Raw genomic sequence first — 25,104 nt, 5'->3', positions numbered from 1 at the left:
TTTAATTCGTAACTTGTTCTTTTTTAACAGTGGCTACTCCTTTTACTAACTGATACACAATATTGAGCCATTCTTTTTGAGCAAGTCCTTTTACATTAACCACTAATTTTACTTTCTTGCCTTCCATACCTAAGCTGACCATTCTGCCAAATTGATCACCTAGCATGAATAATTTTTGGCCGTCTACCGTTGAGCTTGCTTCTTCAGACAGCAGAATAGAAATTTCTTGTTTTGACTGAAGAATAGATTCTACTAAGTTCTGCGTTGCATATACTTTTGTTTCAGCTACTTTAAACAAATACTCAACCTCAGCCGGATACTCTCCAAAACGATCAATCATTTCATCCTGCAATTCTTGAATATCCTCTAGTCCTTCAATTCCTCTAAAGCGCTTATACATCTCAATTTTCAAGCGGCCGTCTGTAATGTACTGATCAGGAATATACGCGTCTAAATCCAGATTCATTTCCACATTAAATTTTACACTTTCTCCGTCAGACCCGCGTCTTTCCTCTATCGCTTCTTTAAGCATTTGTGAGTAGAGATCGAAACCGACAGAATCGATAAATCCATGCTGCTGAGCACCCAGTAAGTTTCCGGCACCACGTATTGAAAGATCACGCATAGCAATTTTAAAACCAGAACCTAATTCGGTGAATTCTTTAATAGCTTGCAGACGCTTTTCAGCTACTTCTGTCAGTACTTTGTCTTTGTGATACGTAAAGTACGCATATGCCACGCGATTTGAACGACCTACACGCCCTCTTAATTGATACAGTTGTGATAATCCCATCTTATCAGCATTATTAACAATAAGCGTATTTACATTGGGAATATCTACTCCTGTTTCGATAATGGTTGTACTCACAATCACGTCATATTCGCCTTCTAAAAAGCTTAAGATAACCGCTTCGAGTTCGGTTTCATTCATTTTTCCGTGGGCATACGTTACCCTAGCATCAGGCACGAGCATCGAAATTTCTTCTGCTTTTCGTTCAATATCTTCTACGCGATTATATAAAAAGTAAACTTGGCCATCACGCGCTAACTCACGCTCAATCGCTTCACGAACTAAAACCGGATTATACTCCACTACATATGTTTGAACCGGAAAACGATTTTCAGGCGGCGTTTCAATAACAGACAAATCCCTTACGCCCAACATAGACATATGTAATGTTCGTGGAATAGGTGTTGCTGTGAGTGTAAGGACATCAACGTTTGCTTTCATTTGCTTGATTTTTTCCTTGTGCGTTACACCAAAACGCTGCTCTTCATCGATAACTAACAATCCTAAATCTTTATAAACCACGTCTTTAGATAGTAAACGATGTGTACCAATCACTACATCTACGGTCCCGTTTTTTAGCCCTTTAATTGTTTCTTGCTGCTGTTTACGGCTGCGAAAGCGGCTCAATAGCCCAATGTTGATTGGATAGTCTTGAAAACGCTCACGGATGGTTTCATAGTGCTGCTGAGCTAAAATAGTGGTTGGCACTAAAATAGCCACTTGTTTTCCATCTGTCACAGCTTTAAAGGCAGCACGAATGGCTACTTCTGTTTTTCCATATCCAACGTCTCCACAAAGCAGACGATCCATTGGTCTTTCATGTTCCATATCCTTTTTAATTTCTTGTACAGAACGAAGCTGATCTTCGGTTTCTTGATAAGGGAAAGCTGTTTCAAATTCTCTCTGTAAATCGCCATCTGGGGAAAATGCATAACCTTTACTTGCTTCACGCTCTGCATAAAGTTTAATTAAGTCATCAGCGATGTCTTGAACAGAAGACTCAACTTTTCGTTTCACTTTCTTCCAATCATTTCCGCCAAGTTTATATACTTTTGGCTCTTTCCCTTCAGAGCCTACATATTTTTGTACTTGATCAATCTGTTCAACAGGAACGTACAGCTTGTCAGAGCCTTCATATTTGATATGGATATAATCTTTATGATTACCGTTAATCTCTAACGTTTCCATTCCTAAATAACGGCCAATACCGTGGTTCACGTGAACGACATAGTCACCTACGTTTAACTCTGAATAGCTTTTAATACGCTCTGCATTGGAAAGCTTTTGACGACGCTTTGATTTCTTTACCCGTTTTTTAAACAATTCTTCCTCGGTTAAAACAGCTAATTTTTGCATCGGCAGTTCAAAGCCCATTTGTAAATCGCCTTCAATAATTTGAACAAGACCTGGCACAAGCTGACCATTTCCATCTAAAATAGATGAATCAATATCATAATCTGCTAGCACACCTTCGAGTTTTTTCACGCGCTCTTTATCTGCTCCTAAGAGGACTACCGTATAATTAGCATTTTTCCAACGTTCAATTTCACTTTTTAATAAGTTCATTTGGCCGTAAAACTGCTGCATCTGCTTACATGAAATATTAATAATATTTTGCGGACTCGTATACGATACGTGCTTCAAAAATAACGATAAGTATAAAAACTGATGTTTTGCTCGCTGAATAAGCGATGGGAGCTTATGAGATAATTGAACGTCTCGAACAATTTGCCCCTGTCCTAATAATTCTGTTATCCATTCAGCTTCCTCTGTTTCAAGCTGATCAGACGTTTCTTGAATTCGAGTTGTCTCATCAAAGATGACAAGGCCGCCTTCTGGTAAATAATCTAGTAAACTAGCAGGCGATTCGTAGAAGAATGATAAATACTTGAACATATTTTCAAGAAGTTGACCTTGACGCAGCTGTTCGATTTCACCTTTAATATTTTCTGTTAAGGTAGCTTTTAGCGCTGCGTTTTTCACTTGTTGCAGCGTCGAAGCCAGCTGTGCTTCTAGTTCTTCAATTCCTTGGGCCACTTCATTTGGGTTCACAATGATTTCCGTAGCAGGGCCGATTGAAATTTCTTTTAACTGCTCTTGAGAGCGTTGATCCTCGATTGTAAAAGTACGAATGGAATCAATCTCCGTATCAAATAGTTCAATTCGGACAGGTAGCTCTTCTGTTAACGGATAAATGTCAATGATTCCTCCGCGCACACTAAACTCACCCGGAGCTGAAACCATCGATGCCCGCTCATAACCCAACTCAACTAACCTTTTTAAATAATGATCAACGTCGATGTCAATTCCCATTTGAAACGGCAGCTGCGTTTGCTCCCATCTTGCTTTAGGAGGCAGCAGCTTTCGAATTCCTGCAAGCGGTGTTACAACTACTCCACCTGTATGTTGACTCCAATAATTGAGTACTTCAATTCGCTGAGCCTTTAATTCTGGACTTGCAATCCCCACTTCTGTAGCAACTAAATCGTTAACAGGGTATAAGAAAACGTCTTTTTCCGGTAAAAGATGCAAAAGGTCTTCATACACTTTTTGAGCTTGATATAAATTATGAGTCACTACTAATAAGGGGTATTTTTTATCCTCATTTAAGAGTGCCATTAATACAGATCGAGCTGAACCGGAAATTCCCGTTACTAACTGTTCTTTCAAACCTTCTTCTAAACTGCTGACAACAGCTCCAATTTCTTTATTTTCTTCAAATTGCTGTCTAATCCCTCGCAAAGGAATTCCCTCCTCCCATGATATGTCTAAACTAAACAGAAAAACGCTTTGGTTTGAGACCAAAGCTTTTTATTGTATAAATGTTTCGTACTGATGATAGTCTGGATTTCGTTCTAGCGCTTCTTGACAGTCTTCACAAATAATTTTAACCACGATATCTCCACTATTATGGTAGTGAATAAAGTCTTTTCGTTCATCTGCGGTTAGGTGATTAAAACCGAGTGCTTCTGTATTGTGAGCTGTCTTTTCTATCATACCGACTTTTGCGCCACAATGTCTACAGAAATAATGAATAGACATACAAATCCTCCCAAATCTTTTAGTGTTAGTATGGACGATTGAGAGAAATTTTATTCTACTTAATTATAGCGATTCATTACTTCTAAGAACGTTTTACCTAAAAAATCTTCACTCGCGTGTACAGACGTTTTCATCGCTTCTTCCATATGAACCATTTCATCTTCTGTAAAGCGCCCTAGTACGTAATCAACTACTTTCATACCGTTTTTCGGACGATCAATTCCAATACGAATTCGGTTAAACTCTTGGGTTTTTAAATGCTGAATAATTGATTTTATTCCGTTATGGCCGCCCGGACTTCCTTTTGTACGCAATCTTACTTTTCCGCACGGTAAATCTAAGTCATCGTAAATAACAAGCAAGTCTTCGACGTCTATATCAAAATAGTCCATTAACGGGCGAATACTTTCTCCTGATAAATTCATATATGTTAGAGGCTTTAATAATATGACTTTTTCTCCTTTTATTATACCTGTTCCATATATTCCGTTAAACTTTGTTTTATCTAATGAAATCATAAACTGTTCAGCAATTTTATCAATTGCCATAAATCCTATGTTATGACGAGTACGGTCATATTCTTTTCCAGGATTTCCTAAACCAACGATTAATTTCAAAATAGATACTCCTTTCCACTCTATGTAAGTTGTACATAATAGGTAAATGTCTTTAATGTTTTACATTACTATATAGTATCACTTTTATTATAATCAATTCACACAAAAAGACGTAACCTTTTGGTTACGTCTTTTTATATTATTCTTCGTTATCTTTTTCTTTTGTTGCTTCAACATCGCCTTCAGCATCCTGAACTTCGCCGCTGTCCGGCTCTTCTTCCTGTTGAGGAGGTAGTACAGAAGCAACTGTATCTTCTGCACCATGCGTAATTTCTAGCTTTTTATCTACCTTAATATCCGCTACTGTGATTGTATCATTAATTCCTAAATCTGATACATCTACATCAATAGATGATGGGATATCTTGCGGCAAGCCTTTTAATGAAATTTCATATAGAGACTGCTGTAATACGCCGCCTTCTTTTGTTCCTTTTGCTTCTCCTACTAGAGATAAAGAAACTTCAGTATCAATTTCTTTCTTCATGTCGACCACTTGGAAATCGGCGTGGACAATTTCGTTTTTTAATGGATCAGTTTGAATATCATGTAACATTACGGAATATTTTTGCTTATCCACTTGTAATGTTAACACTCCATTGCGTCCTGCTTCACGAATAGTCTTAATAAAATCAGCACTGTTTAAGTAAATAGGTGTGGATTCTGTTTTATTTCCGTAAACAACCGCTGGGAAGTTTCCTTCGTCGCGAATCTTTCTATTTGTAGAATTTTTGAAATCCGTTCTTTTATTTGCTTGAATTGAAATACTCATTTTATTCACCTTCCAGTATGTTTTCTACTTAAAATGTACCCTTTTTAGAAGGTTGCTAAACATGAAACCCAGTTTGAACAGTAATATATCTTTGGTCATTCCGTCCAAAGCGCTTTAAAATCAAGGGTTAGCACATTTAAATTTTTTTCAAAAAAACCTCTTTCCAAATGGAAAGAGGTTCTATTTATCAATCAAATAATGTACTAACTGATTGCTCTTCGTGAACACGAATAATCGCTTCACCGATTAACGGAGCTACTGAAAGTTCTGTTACTTTATCAATTTTCTTATCTTCTGTTAAAGCAATAGAGTTTGTTACAGCTAGCTCTTTGATTGTAGAGTTTTGAATACGCTCAATCGCAGGGCCTGAAAGCACTGGGTGTGTACAACAAGCATATACTTCTTTTGCACCTGCTTCAATTAATGCACTTGCACCAATTGTAATTGTACCAGCTGTATCAATCATGTCATCAATCAAGATTGCTGTTTTTCCTTCCACTTGTCCAACAATGTTCATAACTTCTGCTACGTTTGGACGTGGGCGACGTTTGTCAATGATAGCGATCGGCGCTTTTAGACGTTCCGCTAAACGGCGAGCACGCGTTACGCCACCGTGGTCCGGAGATACAACAACAACGTCATCAAGGTTTTTACTCTTGAAGTATTCACCTAAAATTGGAACACCTACTAAATGGTCAATTGGAATATCGAAGAAACCTTGAATTTGAGGAGCATGTAAATCTAATGTGATAATACGAGTAGCTCCCGCTTTTTCAATGATATTTGCTGCTAATTTGGCAGTGATTGGTTCACGTGCACGAGCTTTACGATCCTGACGAGCATAGCCATAGTAAGGCATAACGATGTTAATTGTTTTAGCTGATGCACGTTTTAATGCATCAATCATAATTAATAATTCCATTAAGTGTTCGTTAACTGGAGCACTTGTTGATTGAATGATAAATACATCACAACCACGGATACTTTCTTCAATGTTAATTTGAATTTCACCGTCACTGAAACGATCAACCGAACATTTACCTAATTCCACACCAATTACTTTTGCGATCTCTTCAGCTAAAGCCTTGTTTGAATTTAGCGTAAATAACTTTAAATTTTCATCAGCATATACATTTGACATTTTATTGTGAAACCTCCGTCAGGATTTTTTATTAATATCAAGCTTTTCAGCATAGTTTTCTTTATTTACTTGTTTCGCACGAGCAATTGATAATGCTTTTCCTGGCACATCATCCGTTACGGTTGAACCAGCTGCAACATAGGCGCCTTCACCAATTGTTACAGGTGCAATTAAGTTTGAGTTACATCCTACGAATGCCCCATCTTCAATCTTTGTTAAAAATTTATTTTTCCCATCGTAGTTAACTGTAATAGATCCGCACCCTAAGTTTACACCTTTTCCGACCTCTGCGTCTCCAATATAACTTAAATGAGAAGCTTTGCTACCTTTGCCAAAAGATGCTTTTTTAATTTCCACAAAGTTTCCTACGCGCACTTCATCTCCAATTAATGATTGAGGACGAATATGTGCAAATGGGCCAATTGTGACTTCGTGACCAATTTCACTATCGTGAGCAACAGAATGGCGAATAGAAGTATTATTACCTATTTTGCAGTCTTTAATTTCACTGTTAGGTCCTACTTCACAATTCTCTCCAATTACAACTGTTCCTTGAATAACCGTACCAGGATAAATAAACGTATCTCTGCCAATGACAGCATCTGCTGAAATGTACGTGTTAGAAGGATCCACAATCGTCACTCCATTTAACATATGCTGCTTGTTGATGCGCTTTTTCATTGTTTCTTCTGCTTGAGACAGAGCAAATCGATCATTAACGCCCAATGTTTCAGCAAAATCGGATGTTTGATATGCAGAAATAATTTGACCTTCATTTTTTAGAATTTCGATAACATCAGGTAAATAATACTCTCCCTGTACATTATCATTTGAAACTTTTGAAAGTGTCTCAAATAATTTCTCATTATCAAAACAATACGTGCCAGTATTAATTTCCTGTACAAGACGCTCTTGTTCCGTGGCATCTTTATGCTCAACAATCTTTTCAACAGACCCTTGTTCATTTCGAATGATGCGTCCATATCCTGTTGGATCTTCTGCATGAGCTGTTAAAATAGTTGCCATTGCATTTGTTGCTTCATGATGCTTTAATAAAGATTCAATTGTTTCAGCTGTAATAAGCGGAGTATCTCCACATACAACAATTGTCGTACCTTTTTCATGTGCAAGTAAAGATTCTGCTTGCATTACTGCATGAGCTGTTCCTAACTGCTCTTCTTGTAAAGCAAATAAGCTTTTATCTCCAACATGTGATTTCACTTTTTCGGCACCGTGACCTACAACTGTAATTAAATTTGTTAAATCCAAACGTGATAACTGATCAATTACGTGTTGCACCATCGGTTTGCCACACACAGGGTGTAACACTTTATATAAAGATGACTTCATACGTGTACCCTGACCAGCTGCCAATATGACTGCATATCTTTTTGACATAACAGGCCTCCAATTTTACCTTTTTATCCATTAAGAATATTATATCAAAAATGACAGCATTTCAAGGAATCATTTATAAGTCATGAATTTTATTTTTTGGTAATGCTAAAGTTTTACAAAGGTGTGAAATTATATAAGTGGTAATCAAAAAGAAAAGAGCCTACTTTTCAGTAGACTCTTAATGTATCATATGTTTACGAAGCACCCGCTTCTTCAAATTCAACTTCTACCTCACCTAAACGATGATATTCTGCTAAAACAGCATCTTGAATCTTTCCGCGAGTATTTGAATTGATTGGATGTGCAATATCACGGAACTCACCATCCGGTGTACGTTTACTTGGCATGGCTACAAATAAGCCATTATTACCATCAATCACACGAATATCATGAACAACAAATTCACCATCTAATGTGATTGAAGCAATCGCTCTCATACGTCCTTCAGTGTTCACGCGGCGTAATCTTACGTCAGTTACTTCCATCTTGTTCACCACCTTTTTCTATGCGAAGCTTTACATACTTAATTCCACAGAATTTTGTGTTTTCCTGCTATTCAGAAAAAATTTTTAGAAAATTTTCGCAAAAAAAGTGAACAATTGGAAGTTACTTGCTTTTTGTTAGAAATTTGTTAATTTAATTACCCTTTAACGAGCGCAATAACTTCGATTTCAACAAGTACATCTTTAGGTAGTCTCGCTACCTCTACACATGAACGTGCCGGCTTATGGTCGCCAAAGTAGTCGCCATAGACTTCATTTAACGCTGCGAAGTCGTTCATATCTTTAATGAACACGGTTGCCTTTACAACTGTATTTAGAGAAGCTCCAGCTTCTTCAAGAACTGCTTTTAGATTTTCAAATACTTGAGTAGCTTGTACTTGAACATCTCCTTCGACCAACGTACCATCTGGACGAAGTGGAATTTGACCTGAACTGTAAAACAAGTTATTCACAACAATTCCCTGTGAATATGGACCAATAGCTTGCGGTGCATTTTTTGTTTGAACCTGTAACATATGTTCCTCTCCCTTACTTGATCAAATATATTTTAAGTAATTGCCTTCTTGTACACGAATTTGTTTATCTTTGATATTTACATCTGTTAATTGTACAAGGGACACATACTCATCCACTAAACGTTCTTCAATATCTTCTGATTCTACTAAAACTCCAATACCAGCAACAGTTGCATCGAACTCTTCAAGCAAGCTAACCATTCCATTTACAGTACCGCCAGCTTTCATGAAATCATCAATGATGAGTACATTTGACCCCACCGCTAAACTTCTTTTAGCTAACAGCATCGTTTGAATGCGCTTAGATGAACCCGACACGTAGTTAATACTAACGGTCGATCCTTCAGTTACTTTACTGTCTCTGCGCACAATAACAACGGGCACGTCTAAATACTGAGCAACCGCATACGCAATAGGAATACCTTTTGTTGCTACAGTCATCACCACATCGATTTTGCGGTTAGCAAAAAGCGATGCATACAAGCGACCGATTTTATTCACAACGCGGGGGTTCCCTAAAATATCAGTTAAATATAAATATCCACCTGGCAGTAAACGCTCAGGTTTTTCAATCAACCCACATAATTCTTGAACAAGCTGACCGGCTTCTTCATTCGTCATCTTTGGAATGAATTTAACTCCGCCGGCAGCCCCTGGTAGCGTAACCAAAGTTCCGATACCCTGCTGTTCAAAAGTTTGTTTAATAATCGCCATATCTTCGCTAATAGATGATTTTGCGGAATCATATTTATCTGCAAAATACGTAAGAGGGATAAGGCGCTGAGGGTTTTGAATGAAATAGTTGGTCATATCAATTAATCGTCCACTACGTCGAAACTTCATAACATCCTCCTGAAAATCCGAATATTGTAATGTAAATATAACATTAACATACGGATTTATTCAAGCGTTATTCGTTCACCTAGTAGCCTAACTGCATAAACTTTATCACAAAAGCCACGTAATCCATTATAAATGCGATGCATACGTGAATCATGCTGTACAAGTCCAAATACAGTTGGCCCACTGCCGCTCATGAGCACAGCATCGGCGCCAAAACGCTTTATTTGTTCTTTAATGAGAGCTACTTCCGGATGCATTTTCAGCGTTACTGCTTCCAATACATTTCCTACAAGGCTACACATTTGATCATAATTTCCTGATTGTATGGCGTGAACCATCTCATCTACTTTAGGATGATCCATCTCTTCAATTTTTAAGTTTCGATATACATCTGCTGTAGAAACACCTATTTCAGGCTTAGCCAAAATTACCCAGCAGCTTGGAGGTGCCTCAATATGCTCTACAATCTCTCCGCGCCCTGTAGCAAGAGCTGTCCCTCCGTACACGCAAAAAGATACGTCAGAGCCAATCTCAGCCCCTATTTCTGCAAGTGTGTCTAATGATAACCCTAATTCCCATAACGTATTTAAACCGCGTAATGTAGCAGCCGCGTCACTGCTGCCTCCAGCTAATCCAGCAGCTACTGGAATATGTTTATCAATTAATATATTTACACCTTTTGAAATGTTATAACGTCGCTTCAAAATCTGCGCTGCCTGATAAGCGAGATTTCGCTGGTCATCTGGAACAAAGCGATTATGAGAATAGATAACAATTCGTCCATCTTCACGGTCAGAAAGTTCAATTCTGTCCGCTAAATCAATTGTTGTCATAATCATCTTAACTTCATGGTAACCATCTGGACGTTTATGTAACACATCAAGTGACAAATTTATTTTAGCCGGTGCTTTCACCATTAATTTCAACTTACTTCACCTACTTCATCTTATCGAGTTTAACGCTATTTTATCATAAAATGAACAAGATATAGCCGTTCATTTAAACATCTTTGTTTAATCCTCTGTTTTATCTTTCATTTTGGGACAAAAAAACCGAAGCGGTTATACACTTCGGTTTTCCTCATTTCACTTTAAATAGTCGTATAAGCATTGATTTTCACTATGCTATTGCTTTAGCTGCTGCTGTGCAAGCTCTACAGCTCGCTTCACCATATTGCCTGCGTCTTTTGCCCGAATAGCGCCCCAGCCTTCTGCTTGTACAGTATCGTAAAAACCAAGTTCTTTAGCCAGTTCTTCTTTCAGCTTCGATGACATAATCCCTCTACGCCTTGACATTACACATGGCTCCTTTACGTATAAAATGAAATTTCAACATGAATCTCCTCGCTCTTTTACATAAGAAACGCGAGGACGATATGTATAGTATGTATAAAAAATAATGCATATATAATTTGAAAAAAAGACCAATAAAAAAGCAGTAAACCAATGTCCACTGCTCATCACCACTTGCTATATTGCCTATGTCATTCTTAGAAAAATTTTAGTTGCACTGTTTCCGTTAACACATCTGCGTAACTATACGAAACGCGCTCCAAAGAGTTTTCCTCTTGATCTAATTCAACGATAAAAACAGATGGGTACGTTTCTGTTAATACACCTGAACGTTCTACTGTTTTTCTACGACCACCGTTTGCTTTTAAAGTTAATCGTTGGCCTAGGTGCAAATCCAGCGCTTGCTTAATATCAGACAAAGTTTTCGCCATATTGGTCCACCTCACTATGTATAGTGTAACACATGTTAGAAAAATAGTCAAAAACATAAAATTATAACAATCTATCTCTAATTGTGTCAATAAATAATTTTCAACATGAATCTACATTTCGCTGTTAGTATGCTCGTTTTTCAACGAAATATGTATATCTTTAGCAAATATTGAAAATGATTTTGTATAATTAAGCGTATACTTTGGCTTCATACGAAAAAACAACTGGTTGCACATCATGCGTGTACATGCTGTAACCAGTTGTTTTTATTTCTACTCATCGCTTTCATAAGGCATGCCCGTGCGAAGCAGCCCTTTTGTTTCTACTCCTCCTAAACCTTTAGCACCCGTTAATGTATTACGTAAGACGTCCCATACATTAATACGATCCGTGAAAGGAGTAAAACTTAGTTTTGCTACTACATACACAGGGTCAAGCGCATGAATATTTACACGTGAAGGTGAACTAGCAAAGTTTGCTCCAGCTTGAATCAATAATTCAAAATGCGATTGACAGGCACCTGCAAAAATCACCAGCTGATCTAAATTACCAACTCTTTTTCTTGCTTCTTGGACTGTTTGAATATAGTGCTTGGAATGTCTATAAGCAAGGAGATCATCTTTATTTCCTTTTCCTTTGGAATAGGCATCATGGCCTGTCAGCACCAGAATATCGGGTCTTACATCCTCAATTAGCTTTCCAACTTTCTCCGGCATTTCTGACTCGACGCAATGAACACCATAAACAGGAACACCAATTTTTTCGTAAACCAACAAACATTTACGTAAATAATTAGGGTCTCCGTCTACGTGCAGGACCTTTCCTGGAATTTGAAATAAGCGATGTGAATGGCTGTATCCATTTGTCATGCTATATTCAGTTTTCTCTCGAACGAGCCGATAATCCTGTTGAATAAGCTCCAAAGATCTTTCTAAAAGTTCTTCTTCTTGTTTTTTTCTTTGATCCTGTTCTTTAGCATCCACAACCTCTAGATCTGTACAAGGAGCGTCGGCGATCAACCGAACGTCTTCCCCTATTAAAGTCGCATATTTCCCCGCTTCGCTGTCATTAATAGCTATAACACGAAAAAGCAAATCTCTTTGATAAGAAGGTCGTGTAACTATATCACCAATTTTGATGTTCATATGCTTCACTCCGTCTTTGCTACTTCAAAAATAAATTCTCTTCATAGCCTATGACTTCATGATAAAAATGTGATGATTTAGCGAAATGATTTTAAAAGTTGATCACTTAGCTTTCCAAATTCTTGAATAGATAAAGTTTCGCCTCTTCGTTTCGGATCAATTTCAGCAGTTGAAAGTGCTTGCTCAATGTCCGCTTTTTTCTGCTTACCATTTGGCAAGTTGTTCACTAGATTGTTTAAAATTGTTTTTCGACGCTGTCCAAAACTTGCTCGTACAACTTGGAAGAAGAATGCTTCATCTTGTACTTCTACCGCGGGCTTTGGTCTTCTCAACAATCGAATAACAGCTGAATCTACATTAGGCTGCGGATTAAACACTGTTTTAGGCACGATCATAACCGTCTCAGCCTCTGTATAGTATTGAATCGCAATAGAAAGTGAACCGTACTCTTTTGTTCCCGGTTTAGCTGCTATACGGTCAGCAACTTCTTTTTGAAGCATAACGACGATTCCACGTACCGGAATTTGCTCTTCTAATAATTTCATCAAAATGGGTGTCGTCACGTAATACGGTAAATTCGCAACGACCATTAAATCTTCTATGTTTTCAAATTCTTGTTCGAGCGTCCCTTTTAAATCCGCTTTTAACACATCTTGATGAATAACTTTTGCATTTGAGTAAGGAGAAAGAGTATCAGCTAAAATCGGAAGCAAACGCTGATCGATTTCAAATGCCAGCACTTTTTTTGCGCGCTTTGCTAGCTGTTCAGTTAAGGCACCGATACCAGGTCCAATTTCAATAGCTCCCGTTTCTTCTGTTATTTCCGCATGATCAACAATACGATGTAAAATGTTCGTATCAATTAAAAAATTTTGTCCCAAACTCTTTTTAAATGTAAAACCGTATTTCTTTAAAATTTCCTTGGTTCGATTAGGCGTTGCAATATCTTTTAACACGATCCCTTTTCCTCCTTATTTATCTGCTCAACAGCTCTGATAAAGTCCTCTTTTGAAATTTGGAACATCTGTAATCGTTTATGGAGCTGCTTTCCGTTGGCATAACCAATTTTTAATAACTTCCCTATTCTTTCACGTCGAGACTTGGCTTTACTATCTCCTATCAAACGAGCTACGATTAAATCCTCTTGAGAAATCTCCATAGCTGCCCCCATCCACTCTTGCTTCACATCTTCTAGTGCTTTTTGAATAGATGCAATAGAAGCATGTTCAACTCCAATACCTTTGCCATTTTTAGGGCGAGCCTCTTCTTTATCTAAGAATGCATGTTTACATCCGGGAACACGTTCTGAAACAATATTTCGAATTCGCTGTCCTGGATAATCTGGATCTGTAAAAATAATCACGCCTCTTGTTTTTTGAGCTAATTTTACTTTCTCAATGGTTTCTTCATTTACAGCTGATCCATTTGTCTCGATGGTATCCGCATCCACTGCACGTTTAATCGCTACAGTGTCATCTCGGCCTTCTACTACAATAATTTCTTTAATCTTCATTGCTTCCTCCAAAACATTCAGTTTTGTTCATTTGCTTTTCAGTAAAAATGAAATGCTCGTTACGCACATCATTTTTCTTCTATGAAATCAACGTTTTATCTTATTATCAACTAAATTAAAAAACATCTACCTGTTATTTTAACTGAAAAAGGCAGAGGATAACATTCTCCTCTGCGCCTATCTTTACTTTAACACGAAAATGATTGTTATATGAGAAAAAGTTTTAATCATTAATGCCAAATAGCTTTTTGGCGTTAGCTGTTGTAATAGCAGCTAATTCTTCATACGTTATACCTTTTAACTCTGCAATTTGCTCTGCTACGTATGAAACATAACCAGGTTCATTGCGCTTGCCGCGGAATGGATGAGGAGTTAGATAAGGACAGTCTGTTTCAATTAATAGTTTATCTAAAGGAAGCTCTGTAGCAACTTCTTTTGGCTTTTTCGCATTTTTAAAAGTAACAGGTCCGCCAAAAGAAATATACATATTCATATCCATACACTGCTTCGCTACTTCAATACTGCCCGTGAAGCAATGCATAATCCCGCCTACTTCTTCTACGTGCTCTTCTTTTAAAATGGTTACCACGTCTTCCGTTGCATCACGATTATGAATAATGATAGGTAAATTCACTTTGCGAGCTAAGCGAATTTGACGGCGAAATACGTCTTTTTGAACTTCTTTAGGTGATTTATCCCAATGGTAGTCTAATCCCATTTCTCCTAAAGCAACAACTTTCGGATGCTGAGCTAACTCTTCAATCCAAGCTAAGTGCTCATCCGTCATATCAACTGCATCTACTGGATGCCATCCTACACTAGCATAGATAAAGTCATACGTTTCAGCTATTTGAATAGCCTTTTTGATGGTAGGTTCATCGAATCCAACAACTACCATGTTTTGAACACCTTTTTCTAACGCACGATTAATTACTTCTTGCAAATCATCTTCATACTGTTCTGCGTTTAAATGAACATGTGTATCAAATAACATCTAATCGATCCTTTCCATGAATAAAAGGGGGTCCTCGCATGTTACACGTGAAACACCCCTTTTACCTATACTTATTTTATCTTCGTGCCGTTTGCTAAATTTTGATCTACGCTTGCTAGTGAAAGACCATTCTCATCTTCCCCCGCTAAAATCATTCCTTGTGATAGTTCACCGCGCAGTTTCACAGGTTTTAAGTTGGTTACACAAATTACTTTTCGACCTACTAATTCTTCAGGCTTATAAAACTTGGCAATACCTGATACAACCTGGCGTTTTTCATAGCCAAGATCAAGCTGCAGCTTTAATAGTTTATCTGCCTTTTTAACTGGTTCTACTTGCGTAACTTGCGCTACACGAAGCTCTACTTTCATGAAATCATCAATCATAATCTCTTCAGAAGGCTCTTCCTTCACAACAGGTTTTTCTTCCTTTGGAGCACTCCCTTGCATCTGCTCTTTAATAAACGCTACCTCTTCTTCTCGATCTAGACGAGGGAACATTGGCTCACCTTTTTCTACTTTTGTGCCTTCTTTAAGCATATTAAAACGCGTCGTGCTTTCCCACGTTTTTAATACATCTTCTTTTACACCAATCTGAGCAAAAATTTTCTCAGGCGTACGCGTTAAGAATGGCTGCAGTAATACCGCAATATGACGAATTGATTCAGCTAGATGTGTCATAACGGAAGCAAGTTCTGCACGCTTATTCTCATCTTTTGCTAACGCCCAAGGCTGCGTTTCATCAATGTATTTATTCGTGCGGCTTACATATTGCCAGATAGAAGCAAGAGCCACTGAAAACTCCATATCTTCCATCGCTTCTTCATATTTATTCACTGTATCTTTTTGAGCTTGGACGATAAGTGCATCAAACTCTGTTACATTGCCTTCATAAGTCGGAATAACACCATCAAAATACTTATTAATCATCGCCACTGTACGATTAACTAGGTTGCCAAGATCATTTGCTAAGTCAAAGTTAATACGTTCAACAAACGCTTCTGGTGTGAATACACCGTCTGAACCGAATGGAACTTCACGAAGTAAGTAGTAACGAAGGGCATCTAATCCATAGCGGTCAATCAATGTCACTGGGTCTACTACATTCCCTTTTGACTTCGACATTTTTCCATCTTTCATTAATAACCAGCCGTGAGCAAATACTTTCTTAGGAAGTGGCAAATCAAGTGCCATCAACATGATTGGCCAATAAATAGTATGGAAACGTACGATTTCTTTTCCTACTAAATGTACGTTAGCCGGCCAATATTTTCGATAGTTCTCATCGTTCTCTGTATCATACCCAAGAGAGGTGATATAGTTAGAAAGCGCATCAATCCATACGTAAATAACGTGTTTTGGGTTACCTGGAACTTTTACCCCCCAATCAAACGTCGTGCGAGAAACAGCTAAGTCTTCAAGGCCAGGCTTAATAAAATTATTGATCATTTCGTTTTTACGGGACTCTGGTTGAATAAATGAAGGGTTTTCTTCATAAAAAGCTAGTAAACGATCTACGTATTTCCCCATTTTAAAGAAATAGGACTCTTCTCGAACGAGCTCTACAGGGTGTCCGCTATCCGGGCTTTTTCCGCCTACAACTTTTCCATTTTCAACGATTGGATCTACTAGCTGATGCTCTGTATAGTACGTCTCATCGGGAACTGAATACCAACCTTCATATTCATCAAGATAAATATCACCTTGTTCTAAAAGGCGTGCGAAAATCTTTTCCACGATTTCTTTATGTCTTGGTTCCGTTGTACGGATAAAATCATCATACGAAATATCCATCTTATCCCACAGCTCTTTGATTCCAGATACAATATCATCTACGTATTGCTGAGGTGTCACGTTTTTCTCTTCTGCTTTTCGCTGAATTTTTTGACCATGTTCATCTGTACCTGTTAAATAACGTACGTCAAACCCTCTCAAACGTTTATAACGAGCCATTGCATCTCCCGCTACCGTCGTGTATGCATGCCCTATATGTAATTTACCACTCGGATAATAAATCGGCGTAGTAATATAAAATGTATTATTTCCATCTGCCATGTTCATAACCTCCAACATTCCATTTCAACATTTTGATTTATATGTATGTAATCATATAAACCCTGTCTTCTTATTCTACTATCTATCATACTATTTTACATGATAATTTCAAAACATTCTCTTCCTATATACACGGGAATATGACTGATTCACTTCATTTTTAAATAATCGTTATTTTTCCAAAAAATAATCCTGTTAATTGTATCAGCTTCGCCCTATTTTTATATAAAATATACCCTCATTCAAAAAGTCACTTTGATGAAAACGACAAATAGGTCTAATTTTGTCGTTTTATGTCGAATTATATTTACCCTATCTTCAAAATAGTTAATATCAAGCTATTTAGACGATTAATCTTTTTTCCAATGAAACCCCTTGTCATTCCTTGACTGACGGTCACAATTAGCTTGTAAACAAGTCGAGAAAAAAATTTTTTACCAGCTACATTTTTTTACATATAAAATGATTGACTAGTTTTGGAAACGCTGGTATTATGAAAGTACGTTGAAATTGTCGAATAATGACGAAAGTAATAACATAGAAAAATGATTACTGAGAGGAGAACGATTAACATGAAATCTACAGGTATTGTTCGTAAAGTTGATGAATTAGGACGCGTAGTAATTCCAATTGAATTACGTCGTACATTAGGAATTGCAGAGAAAGATGCTCTAGAAATCTATGTAGATGAAGAGCGCATCATCTTAAAAAAATACAAACCAAACATGACTTGCCAAGTAACAGGTGAAGTATCTGATGATAACATTCAACTTGCTAGCGGCAAATTAATTCTAAGCCGTGAAGGTGCAGAACAAATCATGAAAGAACTTCAAGATTCTTTACAAGCTTCTAAATAAAACGAAAAGCTGTCTATGATAGACAGCTTTTTTTTAATGTACGTGATATTCACTATAAATGTCTCGCTTTGACACATCTCGGTCTTTTGCCACTTGCTTAATAGCTTCTTTGTTTGAAAGTCCTTCTTCTACATAGTGATCAACATGCTCGATAATGGTGAGCTGTTCCCACCATAGATTACTTTCATCTGGCGCTTCTTCATTTGTCCCTTCAAGAATTAAGCAGAATTCGCCTCTAATATCTGTGGCATTTGTCCATTCAATTGCTTCTAATACGCTTCCTCTTAAAAATTCTTCATAGCGTTTTGTTAACTCTCTACATAACACAATAGATCGGTTCCCTAAAATTTCTTCTATACTCTTTAGTGTTTCTTTTAATCGATGAGGGGCTTCATAAAATATCATGCTTTCCTTAATATACTGAAGCTCTTGAAGCTGTTCTTTACGCTGTTTTTTATTTCTGTTTAAAAATCCATAAAAATAAAACTGCCCTGTAGGTAGTCCCGAAGCAATTAAAGCTGTTAATGCTGCGTTAGGCCCCGGCAGCGGAACAACCGTATACCCTTTTTTAACGGCAGCTACCACTAACTCATAACCGGGATCTGAAATACAAGGCATGCCCGCGTCGCTTACTAAAGCAATATTTTTTTCACCGTCTAAGTCGCTTAACAGCTGTTCACTTTTTGTATGTTTATTATGTTCATGATAACTTGTAATAGGCGTATCGATCTCAAAGTGGTTACATAGTTTTTTCGTTTGTCTCGTATCTTCTGCGGCAATATAATCAACTTCTTTTAAAATTCGAATCGCACGAAATGTCATATCCTCTAAGTTTCCAATAGGAGTGGGAACTAAATATAAAACGCCTCGTTCATTTGATACATCATAACTTTTTTGTGATTTCATTCTGCTTTTCTTGCTCCCTTCGAATGTAAGCCTGTTTTTGCACTCTGCTTAACTGTTTGAACCAATATTCTTTTTGCATAGCTTCTGTTTTAGAAGTAAACACCTCATGCCAAATTAATGAAACAGGCCTTCTTGCTCTCGTATATTTTGCCCCTTTTCCTTCATTATGGACAGAAATACGTTTTTGCAAATTATTCGTGTAACCAGCGTAATACGTACAGTCCTTGCATTCAACTACATAAAAATAATGATTATTTTGTTCCATATAAAATCCTTTTTAATTCGTCCGTGTATTCATCATTATCTTGGTAGACCACAAGCGGAGGAAGAATCTTTAAATCTGGACTTCCATCCTTCGTACCTTCAATTAAAAGTGTATTTGCTTCTTTCCCATCTTTAGGATAGACAAACTGAAGTCTCTTTGGCTCTAAACGGTACTGCCTCATTAACGTAACGATATCTAATAGTCTTCCTGGACGGTGAACTAATGCCACTTTTCCGCCTTGCTTCACTAGTTGACTGCTGGCTCTAATCACATCTTCCAACGAACAATGAATTTCGTGGCGAGCGATTGCAAAGTGTTCGTTTTCATTTATCTCTTCTTTATTGGATGTGGTGAAATAAGGAGGATTACATGTTACAACATCATATTTTCCATAACCCAGTTCTTGAGGCGCATTTTTTAAATCGCCATGTATCATTTTAATCTGTCCGTCCAGCTGATTATACGCAATACTTCTTTGCGCCATACTGTGTAGCCGCTCTTGAATTTCTACACCAATGATTTTTCCCTTTGTTCGTTTAGATAAAAACAGTGGGATTACACCGTTTCCTGAACATAAATCAACCAAGTTACCTTTACGAATTGGGACATAAGCAAAGTGAGATAAAAGCACAGCATCCAATGAAAAGGAAAAGACAGACGGACTTTGAATGATGCGCATCTCCTCATCGGCTAATAGATAATCTAAACGTTCATCTCCATATAACTCAACCATAGTCGTTCTTCTCCTTGTGCATCTATTATTTATATCTTTTACTCATAAAAAGAACCTCTCCAAAAGGGAGAGGTGTTGTTACTTTTTATTTAAAAATGACAAGCAAAACAAACAGTCTCCATCTTTACGCACACTTCCATAATGAATGTTACAAATATGAAAACCCTCTTGGTAAAGGCGAGCCAAATTGTCATATCCTTCTCCGATATCAATTTGTTTTTGCTCTTTTGTTTGAGCGCTTGCTTTTGAATGTCTATTTTTCAGCTTCGTTTCGAAGTTTGTCTGGTCAAGGCGACGGCGCAAATGATCATTTTCTATTTGCAGGTGATGATTTTCTTCAATTAGCTCAGCAAGATGCTCTTTCAACTCACCTAACTGCTTATATAAATGACCAATTTGTTCCTCCATGTTTGTCACCGAATCAAAAATCTCTTTTTTATCCACCTTTGCCCACCTCGTTAATCTGTGGCTTGAAACGAAACAGCACCTTCATTATTGATCTCATCCAGAGTATACTCTAAAATTTGTTCGTGATCTGACAGTTCCACTTGAATAATTCTTTCCAAAATATTCAACCCCACTACACGTCCTGAACCATCTGAAGTTTTAATTGTTGAGCCTATATCAGGAAGCTGTTCTTTTGCCGTTTCATACTCATCATTTTCATATTTTAAACAACACATTAAACGTCCGCATAAACCAGAAATTTTCGTTGGATTAAGCGATAGGTTTTGGTCTTTGGCCATTTTAATAGAAACCGGCTCAAAATCACCTAAAAACGTTGAGCAACATAGCATACGTCCACAAGGACCTATCCCGCCCAACAGCTTTGCCTCATCTCGTACACCGATTTGACGAAGCTCAATTCGCGTACGGAAAATAGCAGCTAAATCTTTAACTAACTCTCTAAAATCAATACGGCCGTCTGCTGTAAAATAAAAAATGACTTTATTACGATCAAACGTATATTCTACATCTACTAACTTCATATCTAAATCGTGTGATTGAATTTTTTGCACGCATACGTCATACGCTTCTCTAGCAGCTTGTTTATTTTCATCCACAATCAGCCTGTCTTTTTGTTCGGCAATGCGGATTACTTTTTTTAAAGGAAGTACGACATCATGTTCACTTACTTGCTTTTTATTAATAACCACTCTGCCAAATTCAACACCACGAACTGTTTCTACAATAACAAACTCACCATCTGGAATTGTAAGTTCTCCAGGGTCAAAATAATATATTTTTCCCGCTTTTTTAAAGCGAACGCCTACTACATCATACAAGCTTTTATCCCTCCTGCAAATCCAACACCAGCTGTTCCATTAATAACTGTAGATTCATATTTGAATTTAATTTATTTTTGGCCTTCAAGATAACCTCTAAGCGATAAATCGCTTTTTCCTGCGTTGTCTGAAGAGCTTGCTGTTTTAATTCTTCTATTTTATGACGATAGACGATTTTAGACTCTTGTCCAACTTGCAGCGTCAACAAATCACGATAAAGAAGCATCAATAAAGTTAAACCAATATGAGCTTGTTCTTTTTCTTTAAAATGTGTTACCCACTTTTCATGAATAAAAAGAAGAGCTTGTTGAGGTCTCGTTGTTAACACTTCATATAATTGTATCACTAACTTTATTGCAAGTCCAAACCATTCATCTTTACTTAATTCAATTGCTTCATCAATGCTGTTTGTTAAATTAGACAAGATGGACGCATCTACTGCCGAAAGGCCATTTTCTACTAGTTTTTCAGCTAACTGTTCTGGTGTAAGAGATCGAAATGATATTACTTGGCAACGTGAGATAATCGTATCTAATAAGCGCTGTATATTTTCTGTTAATAAAATTGCATAAGTTCCGTTGCCAGGCTCTTCTAAAAATTTCAGTAAACTATTTGCTGCGCTTACTGTCATTTTATCAACATGATTCACAATATATAACTTTTTATTAGATTCAACACCAGTTTTTGTGAATTCTGATTGCAAGAATTGAATTTGCTCTTTTTTAATCGATAGACCAGCTGGCTCAATCAAGTGAATATCTGGATGATTACCTGAATCAATTCGCCGGCAGTTACTGCACTCATGACATGGCCTATGATTAACTGGATTTTGGCAAAACAGCGCTTTAGCAAACAAAAAACTAATTTGTTTTTTACCTGTTCCTTTGCTTCCTTCAAATAAATAAGCATGAGCAACTCGCTCTTTAAGTAAGCTGTTTTGCAAAATCTTTAATACGTTCGGCTGAAGAGCTTCAAGCTGTTCCCATGTATTTCCCATTCAATCATCACTTTCTATTTAAAATCTTCTCTCTCAAAATTGATGAAATTGATCTACTGGTAGTACGAATACTGTAGCTCCGCCCACTTCAACTTCAACAGGATACGGAATGTATGAATCTGCATTACCGCCCATCGGTGCCACAGGAGAAATCATCTGTCTGCGGTTTTCACATTGGCCCTTAATAATATCAAGTACTTCATCTACTTTATGATCATCTGTACCAATCATAATTGTTGTATTCCCTGATTTTAAAAATCCGCCCGTACTTGATAATTTGGTTGAACGAAACCCTCTTTCTACAAGTGCATTTAAAAGCTTTGAGCTATCTGAATCTTGAATAACGGCCATTACTAATTTCATGAATAACACCTCATTTTACTTTTTTGTTAAGAATAGTATAGCAAGAATAACGATCATCTGTATTTATTTTAAAATCAATTTTATTTGTTTATAAGCTTCTTCACAGACTTTTTCAACGGATTGATTTGCATCAATTCGTCGAATACGCTCTGGAAATTCACTCAAAAGAGATAAATATCCATCTCGTACTTTGTAATGAAAGTCTAAGGATTCTAAATCTAATCGATTAATCTCATCTTTTCGACCATTATTAATTCTTTCTAACCCTACCTCAGGCTCAATATCAAAATATAAAGTGGCCTGTGGCATCGTTTGCTCAATAGCAAATTGATTGATAGCAAAAATATCTTCTACGCCTATACCCCGCGCATTTCCTTGATAAGCAAGTGAGCTATCAATAAAACGGTCACATAATACTATATTCCCTTTATTTAGCTCAGGAATCACTTTTTCCACAAGATGTTGTCTTCTAGCCGCAGCGTAAAGAAGTGCTTCGGTTCTGGCATCCATTTCCGTGTTAGATGGATTTAAGATGATTTCACGAATTTGTTCAGCAATTCGTATGCCTCCAGGCTCTCTTGTTAATACAATGGTATAGCCCTCTTGTATTAATTTTTGTTGAACCATATGGATGATGGTCGTCTTACCAGCACCCTCTGGCCCTTCGAATGTAATAAACGTTCCTGACATGTATAAATTCCTTTCTCTATTTAAATACTTCTATCTTTCCTTTTTCCATACAAGAGCCGCCTTGAATATGACCGTTTAACCTTTGAATATGCAAAATATAGTCAATATGATTGCTCGTAATCGTTTCTCCCTCCATTAAAATAGGAATTCCAGGAGGATATGGAATAACAGATTGTGCGCTTACACACCCAATCGCTTCTTCAAACGAACACATATGCTTTGATCTTAGTTTTCTTTCTTCCATAGACAGGAGAACGGTTGCTCTTGAAAAACGAAATGGTTTGATTAGTGGTTTTTCATATGACTTACGCTGTATATTCTCTACTGCTTGTCTAACCCGCTTAATTGTATCATTAAAATCCCAACTGCTGCTTAACGGTAGAACAAACAATACATAGTTAACGTCAGCTAGTTCTGTATAAATATTTTGCTTTTCCAGTTCCTTTTGCAAATGATATCCTGTTGCCGCCGAACAAGTCAACGTCATTTTCAAAAGGTCGGTAGCAGTTTGATCTGTTTCCACATCGATAGTTGAAAGTGTATCAATCTCATTAATTTTTTCAGCAAACGAATGAATATTGTCAGTCATTCTATCGATATCATGCTGTGTAAACTGCTGAAGATAATACCGTGCCAAATCGAGAGAAGCCATAATAGGGTATGAAGGACTGCTTGACTGCAGTACTTGTAGATAATGCCGCACGGCTTGCTTATTTACTAATGTTCCTTGCATATGTAAATAAGAACCCATTGTCATAGCTGGCAGCGTTTTATGTGCTGACTGAACGACAAGGTCGGCTCCATACGTAACAGCTGAAGAAGGAAAAGGATTGCCTAAAATAAAATGGGCTCCATGAGCTTCATCAATAATTATAGGAATATTGTAGCCATGAATAAAGTCAATGATCTCCTTTAAATCTCGCGCCACCCCGTAGTAAGTAGGATTTGTTAACACAAATGCTTTTATATCCTCAGAATGCTCTAAAGCCGCCTTAATTGTTTTAATGGATACACCTGTACTAAGATGTGTTTTTGAATCTATTTCAGGAGCTAAAAAAATAGGTGATGCCTTTGATAAAGCAATAGCATTAAAAATAGATTTATGAGAATCTCTTTGGACAGCAATTTTATCTCCTTCTTGACAAAGAGATAAAATTGCTGCGAGATTGCCTACAGTAGAACCATTAACTAAAAAAAAGCTTTCATCTACTCCATACAACTTTGCCGTTAACTCTTGTGCTTCTTTAATAACAGATTCTGCTTCATGTAAATCATCTAATCCGCTAATTTCTGTTAGATCGTATTGCAAAAAGTCTGCGTAAGAAGACTGAATATGTGAAGGTAGAATTTGACCATTTTTATGGCCGGGCACGTGATAAGAGAGTGACCTCTTTTCGCTGTGCCTTACTAAACAGTTATATAAAGGTAAATATGTATCCATACATCCATTCCTTACTTTTTGTAAATATAACATTGTTAACTTGATAAAAGAATATAATATGTAAGTATTTTTCCTATCAAAATTCATTTTTCTTTCATTATAACAAACTTAGATGATTTTTTTGAACCATATAAAGAAGCCCTTATAAAAAAGGGCTTTTAGTAAGAAAACGCTCCTGATATTCTCTTTAATTGATCTACTAACAATTGATAACGAAAATGAGATGAATCCACCTCTACAATCTCTACCTCGCAGTGTTGGCATATAAAGCTGGAAAACACCTCAATACCCTTTGTATGCTGTTCATGACAAACGGAACATGTTTTAATTTGTTTTTCCATTACTCTCCACCTCCACTAAATAAGTATCGACAAGATGCAACTTCTTTATGCAGTTCATTTACCCCATTTTATGTAGATAGCTTATACTCTGTGAATAATAAAAAAAGGACTAGCTAAAATAGCTAGTCCTTTTTCAGGTGCCTGGCAACGTCCTACTCTCACAGGGACAAAGTCCCA

General features: G+C 37.1%; 28 protein-coding genes. 1 reads left to right on the top strand and 27 read right to left on the bottom strand.

Features of this window, described 5'->3' with window-relative positions:
* Window position 1: 1 nt before the first annotated feature.
* The 17 genes from mfd to metG all read right to left on the bottom strand — a co-directional run bounded on the left by mfd (window position 2) and on the right by metG (window position 17,048).
* Complete coding sequence (gene mfd, locus ACFX4N_RS29540; protein WP_057275126.1) at window positions 2-3,532, bottom strand: transcription-repair coupling factor; 3,531 nt, start codon at window positions 3,530-3,532, stop codon at window positions 2-4.
* 69 nt (window positions 3,533-3,601) lie between these two features.
* The gene (gene fin / locus ACFX4N_RS29535; protein WP_013054869.1) at window positions 3,602-3,832 is read right to left on the bottom strand and encodes an anti-sigma-F factor Fin; all 231 of its coding nucleotides are present in this window, start codon (window positions 3,830-3,832) and stop codon (window positions 3,602-3,604) included.
* 59 nt (window positions 3,833-3,891) lie between these two features.
* Window positions 3,892-4,449 (bottom strand): aminoacyl-tRNA hydrolase, encoded by a 558-nt coding sequence (pth, locus tag ACFX4N_RS29530; protein ID WP_013054868.1) that lies wholly within the window; start codon window positions 4,447-4,449, stop codon window positions 3,892-3,894.
* A gap of 139 nt (window positions 4,450-4,588) precedes the next feature.
* Window positions 4,589-5,218 (bottom strand): 50S ribosomal protein L25/general stress protein Ctc, encoded by a 630-nt coding sequence (locus tag ACFX4N_RS29525; RefSeq protein WP_057275127.1) that lies wholly within the window; start codon window positions 5,216-5,218, stop codon window positions 4,589-4,591.
* 187 nt (window positions 5,219-5,405) lie between these two features.
* The gene (locus ACFX4N_RS29520; RefSeq protein WP_013054866.1) at window positions 5,406-6,359 is read right to left on the bottom strand and encodes a ribose-phosphate diphosphokinase; all 954 of its coding nucleotides are present in this window, start codon (window positions 6,357-6,359) and stop codon (window positions 5,406-5,408) included.
* Window positions 6,360-6,377: 18 nt separating this feature from the next.
* The gene (glmU, locus tag ACFX4N_RS29515) at window positions 6,378-7,757 is read right to left on the bottom strand and encodes a bifunctional UDP-N-acetylglucosamine diphosphorylase/glucosamine-1-phosphate N-acetyltransferase GlmU (protein ID WP_013054865.1); all 1,380 of its coding nucleotides are present in this window, start codon (window positions 7,755-7,757) and stop codon (window positions 6,378-6,380) included.
* 194 nt (window positions 7,758-7,951) lie between these two features.
* Window positions 7,952-8,242, bottom strand: a complete 291-nt coding sequence (gene spoVG / locus ACFX4N_RS29510; protein ID WP_013054864.1) for a septation regulator SpoVG — start codon at window positions 8,240-8,242, stop codon at window positions 7,952-7,954.
* A 155-nt stretch (window positions 8,243-8,397) separates the two neighbouring features.
* Window positions 8,398-8,775 (bottom strand): RidA family protein, encoded by a 378-nt coding sequence (locus ACFX4N_RS29505; protein WP_013054863.1) that lies wholly within the window; start codon window positions 8,773-8,775, stop codon window positions 8,398-8,400.
* A 21-nt stretch (window positions 8,776-8,796) separates the two neighbouring features.
* Window positions 8,797-9,618 (bottom strand): pur operon repressor, encoded by an 822-nt coding sequence (gene purR, locus ACFX4N_RS29500; RefSeq protein ID WP_013054862.1) that lies wholly within the window; start codon window positions 9,616-9,618, stop codon window positions 8,797-8,799.
* Between the two features lie 56 nt (window positions 9,619-9,674).
* Entirely contained in the window at window positions 9,675-10,544 is an 870-nt protein-coding gene (gene ispE / locus ACFX4N_RS29495) for a 4-(cytidine 5'-diphospho)-2-C-methyl-D-erythritol kinase (protein ID WP_013054861.1), read from the bottom strand.
* Window positions 10,545-10,742: 198 nt separating this feature from the next.
* On the bottom strand, window positions 10,743-10,913 hold the full coding sequence (locus tag ACFX4N_RS29490; protein WP_013054860.1) for a small, acid-soluble spore protein, alpha/beta type: 171 nt from the start codon (window positions 10,911-10,913) through the stop codon (window positions 10,743-10,745).
* 194 nt (window positions 10,914-11,107) lie between these two features.
* Window positions 11,108-11,341: a biofilm formation stimulator Veg gene (veg, locus tag ACFX4N_RS29485; RefSeq protein ID WP_013054859.1), complete on the bottom strand. Its 234-nt coding sequence runs from the start codon at window positions 11,339-11,341 to the stop codon at window positions 11,108-11,110.
* 273 nt (window positions 11,342-11,614) lie between these two features.
* Window positions 11,615-12,487 (bottom strand): sporulation peptidase YabG, encoded by an 873-nt coding sequence (gene yabG / locus ACFX4N_RS29480; RefSeq protein WP_025601509.1) that lies wholly within the window; start codon window positions 12,485-12,487, stop codon window positions 11,615-11,617.
* A gap of 77 nt (window positions 12,488-12,564) precedes the next feature.
* Complete coding sequence (rsmA, locus tag ACFX4N_RS29475) at window positions 12,565-13,443, bottom strand: 16S rRNA (adenine(1518)-N(6)/adenine(1519)-N(6))-dimethyltransferase RsmA (protein WP_013054856.1); 879 nt, start codon at window positions 13,441-13,443, stop codon at window positions 12,565-12,567.
* On the bottom strand, window positions 13,437-14,000 hold the full coding sequence (gene rnmV / locus ACFX4N_RS29470; RefSeq protein WP_013054855.1) for a ribonuclease M5: 564 nt from the start codon (window positions 13,998-14,000) through the stop codon (window positions 13,437-13,439). Before rnmV ends, rsmA begins: the two co-directional genes overlap by 7 nt.
* A 223-nt stretch (window positions 14,001-14,223) precedes the next feature.
* Window positions 14,224-14,994 (bottom strand): TatD family hydrolase, encoded by a 771-nt coding sequence (locus ACFX4N_RS29465; RefSeq protein WP_013054854.1) that lies wholly within the window; start codon window positions 14,992-14,994, stop codon window positions 14,224-14,226.
* A gap of 71 nt (window positions 14,995-15,065) precedes the next feature.
* Complete coding sequence (gene metG / locus ACFX4N_RS29460; RefSeq protein ID WP_025601514.1) at window positions 15,066-17,048, bottom strand: methionine--tRNA ligase; 1,983 nt, start codon at window positions 17,046-17,048, stop codon at window positions 15,066-15,068.
* A gap of 566 nt (window positions 17,049-17,614) precedes the next feature.
* On the opposite strand from metG, the gene ACFX4N_RS29455 reads away from it, so the two are divergent.
* Window positions 17,615-17,905 carry a transition state genes transcriptional regulator AbrB gene (locus tag ACFX4N_RS29455; protein WP_170836841.1) on the top strand — a complete coding sequence of 97 codons (291 nt, stop codon included), beginning with the start codon at window positions 17,615-17,617 and terminating at the stop codon, window positions 17,903-17,905.
* 33 nt (window positions 17,906-17,938) lie between these two features.
* Here ACFX4N_RS29455 and rsmI read toward each other — a convergent pair whose 3' ends face one another.
* The 10 genes from rsmI to ACFX4N_RS29405 form a co-directional block, all read right to left on the bottom strand.
* A complete protein-coding gene (gene rsmI / locus ACFX4N_RS29450) occupies window positions 17,939-18,811 on the bottom strand; it encodes a 16S rRNA (cytidine(1402)-2'-O)-methyltransferase (RefSeq protein WP_029325198.1) in 873 nt (290 codons plus the stop codon).
* Window positions 18,789-19,076, bottom strand: a complete 288-nt coding sequence (locus tag ACFX4N_RS29445) for a GIY-YIG nuclease family protein (RefSeq protein WP_013054850.1) — start codon at window positions 19,074-19,076, stop codon at window positions 18,789-18,791. Before ACFX4N_RS29445 ends, rsmI begins: the two co-directional genes overlap by 23 nt.
* The gene (locus ACFX4N_RS29440) at window positions 19,063-19,809 is read right to left on the bottom strand and encodes a tRNA1(Val) (adenine(37)-N6)-methyltransferase (RefSeq protein ID WP_013054849.1); all 747 of its coding nucleotides are present in this window, start codon (window positions 19,807-19,809) and stop codon (window positions 19,063-19,065) included. Before ACFX4N_RS29440 ends, ACFX4N_RS29445 begins: the two co-directional genes overlap by 14 nt.
* A gap of 78 nt (window positions 19,810-19,887) precedes the next feature.
* The gene (gene yabA, locus ACFX4N_RS29435) at window positions 19,888-20,253 is read right to left on the bottom strand and encodes a DNA replication initiation control protein YabA (RefSeq protein ID WP_013054848.1); all 366 of its coding nucleotides are present in this window, start codon (window positions 20,251-20,253) and stop codon (window positions 19,888-19,890) included.
* Window positions 20,254-20,267: 14 nt separating this feature from the next.
* Window positions 20,268-21,095, bottom strand: a complete 828-nt coding sequence (locus ACFX4N_RS29430) for a PSP1 domain-containing protein (RefSeq protein ID WP_013054847.1) — start codon at window positions 21,093-21,095, stop codon at window positions 20,268-20,270.
* A gap of 4 nt (window positions 21,096-21,099) precedes the next feature.
* A complete protein-coding gene (gene holB / locus ACFX4N_RS29425) occupies window positions 21,100-22,092 on the bottom strand; it encodes a DNA polymerase III subunit delta' (protein WP_013054846.1) in 993 nt (330 codons plus the stop codon).
* A gap of 33 nt (window positions 22,093-22,125) precedes the next feature.
* A complete protein-coding gene (locus ACFX4N_RS29420) occupies window positions 22,126-22,455 on the bottom strand; it encodes a cyclic-di-AMP receptor (protein ID WP_013054845.1) in 330 nt (109 codons plus the stop codon).
* Between the two features lie 63 nt (window positions 22,456-22,518).
* Entirely contained in the window at window positions 22,519-23,145 is a 627-nt protein-coding gene (tmk, locus tag ACFX4N_RS29415; protein ID WP_013054844.1) for a dTMP kinase, read from the bottom strand.
* A 16-nt stretch (window positions 23,146-23,161) separates the two neighbouring features.
* On the bottom strand, window positions 23,162-24,586 hold the full coding sequence (locus tag ACFX4N_RS29410; RefSeq protein WP_025601520.1) for an aminotransferase class I/II-fold pyridoxal phosphate-dependent enzyme: 1,425 nt from the start codon (window positions 24,584-24,586) through the stop codon (window positions 23,162-23,164).
* 158 nt (window positions 24,587-24,744) lie between these two features.
* The gene (locus ACFX4N_RS29405; RefSeq protein WP_013054842.1) at window positions 24,745-24,927 is read right to left on the bottom strand and encodes a sigma factor G inhibitor Gin; all 183 of its coding nucleotides are present in this window, start codon (window positions 24,925-24,927) and stop codon (window positions 24,745-24,747) included.
* Window positions 24,928-25,104 lie beyond the last annotated feature (177 nt).

It is taken from the genome of Priestia sp. YIM B13551, assembly GCF_042787905.1.
Classification (GTDB): Bacteria; Bacillota; Bacilli; order Bacillales; family Bacillaceae_H; genus Priestia.
This window is presented reverse-complemented; position numbering and strand designations above follow the sequence as displayed.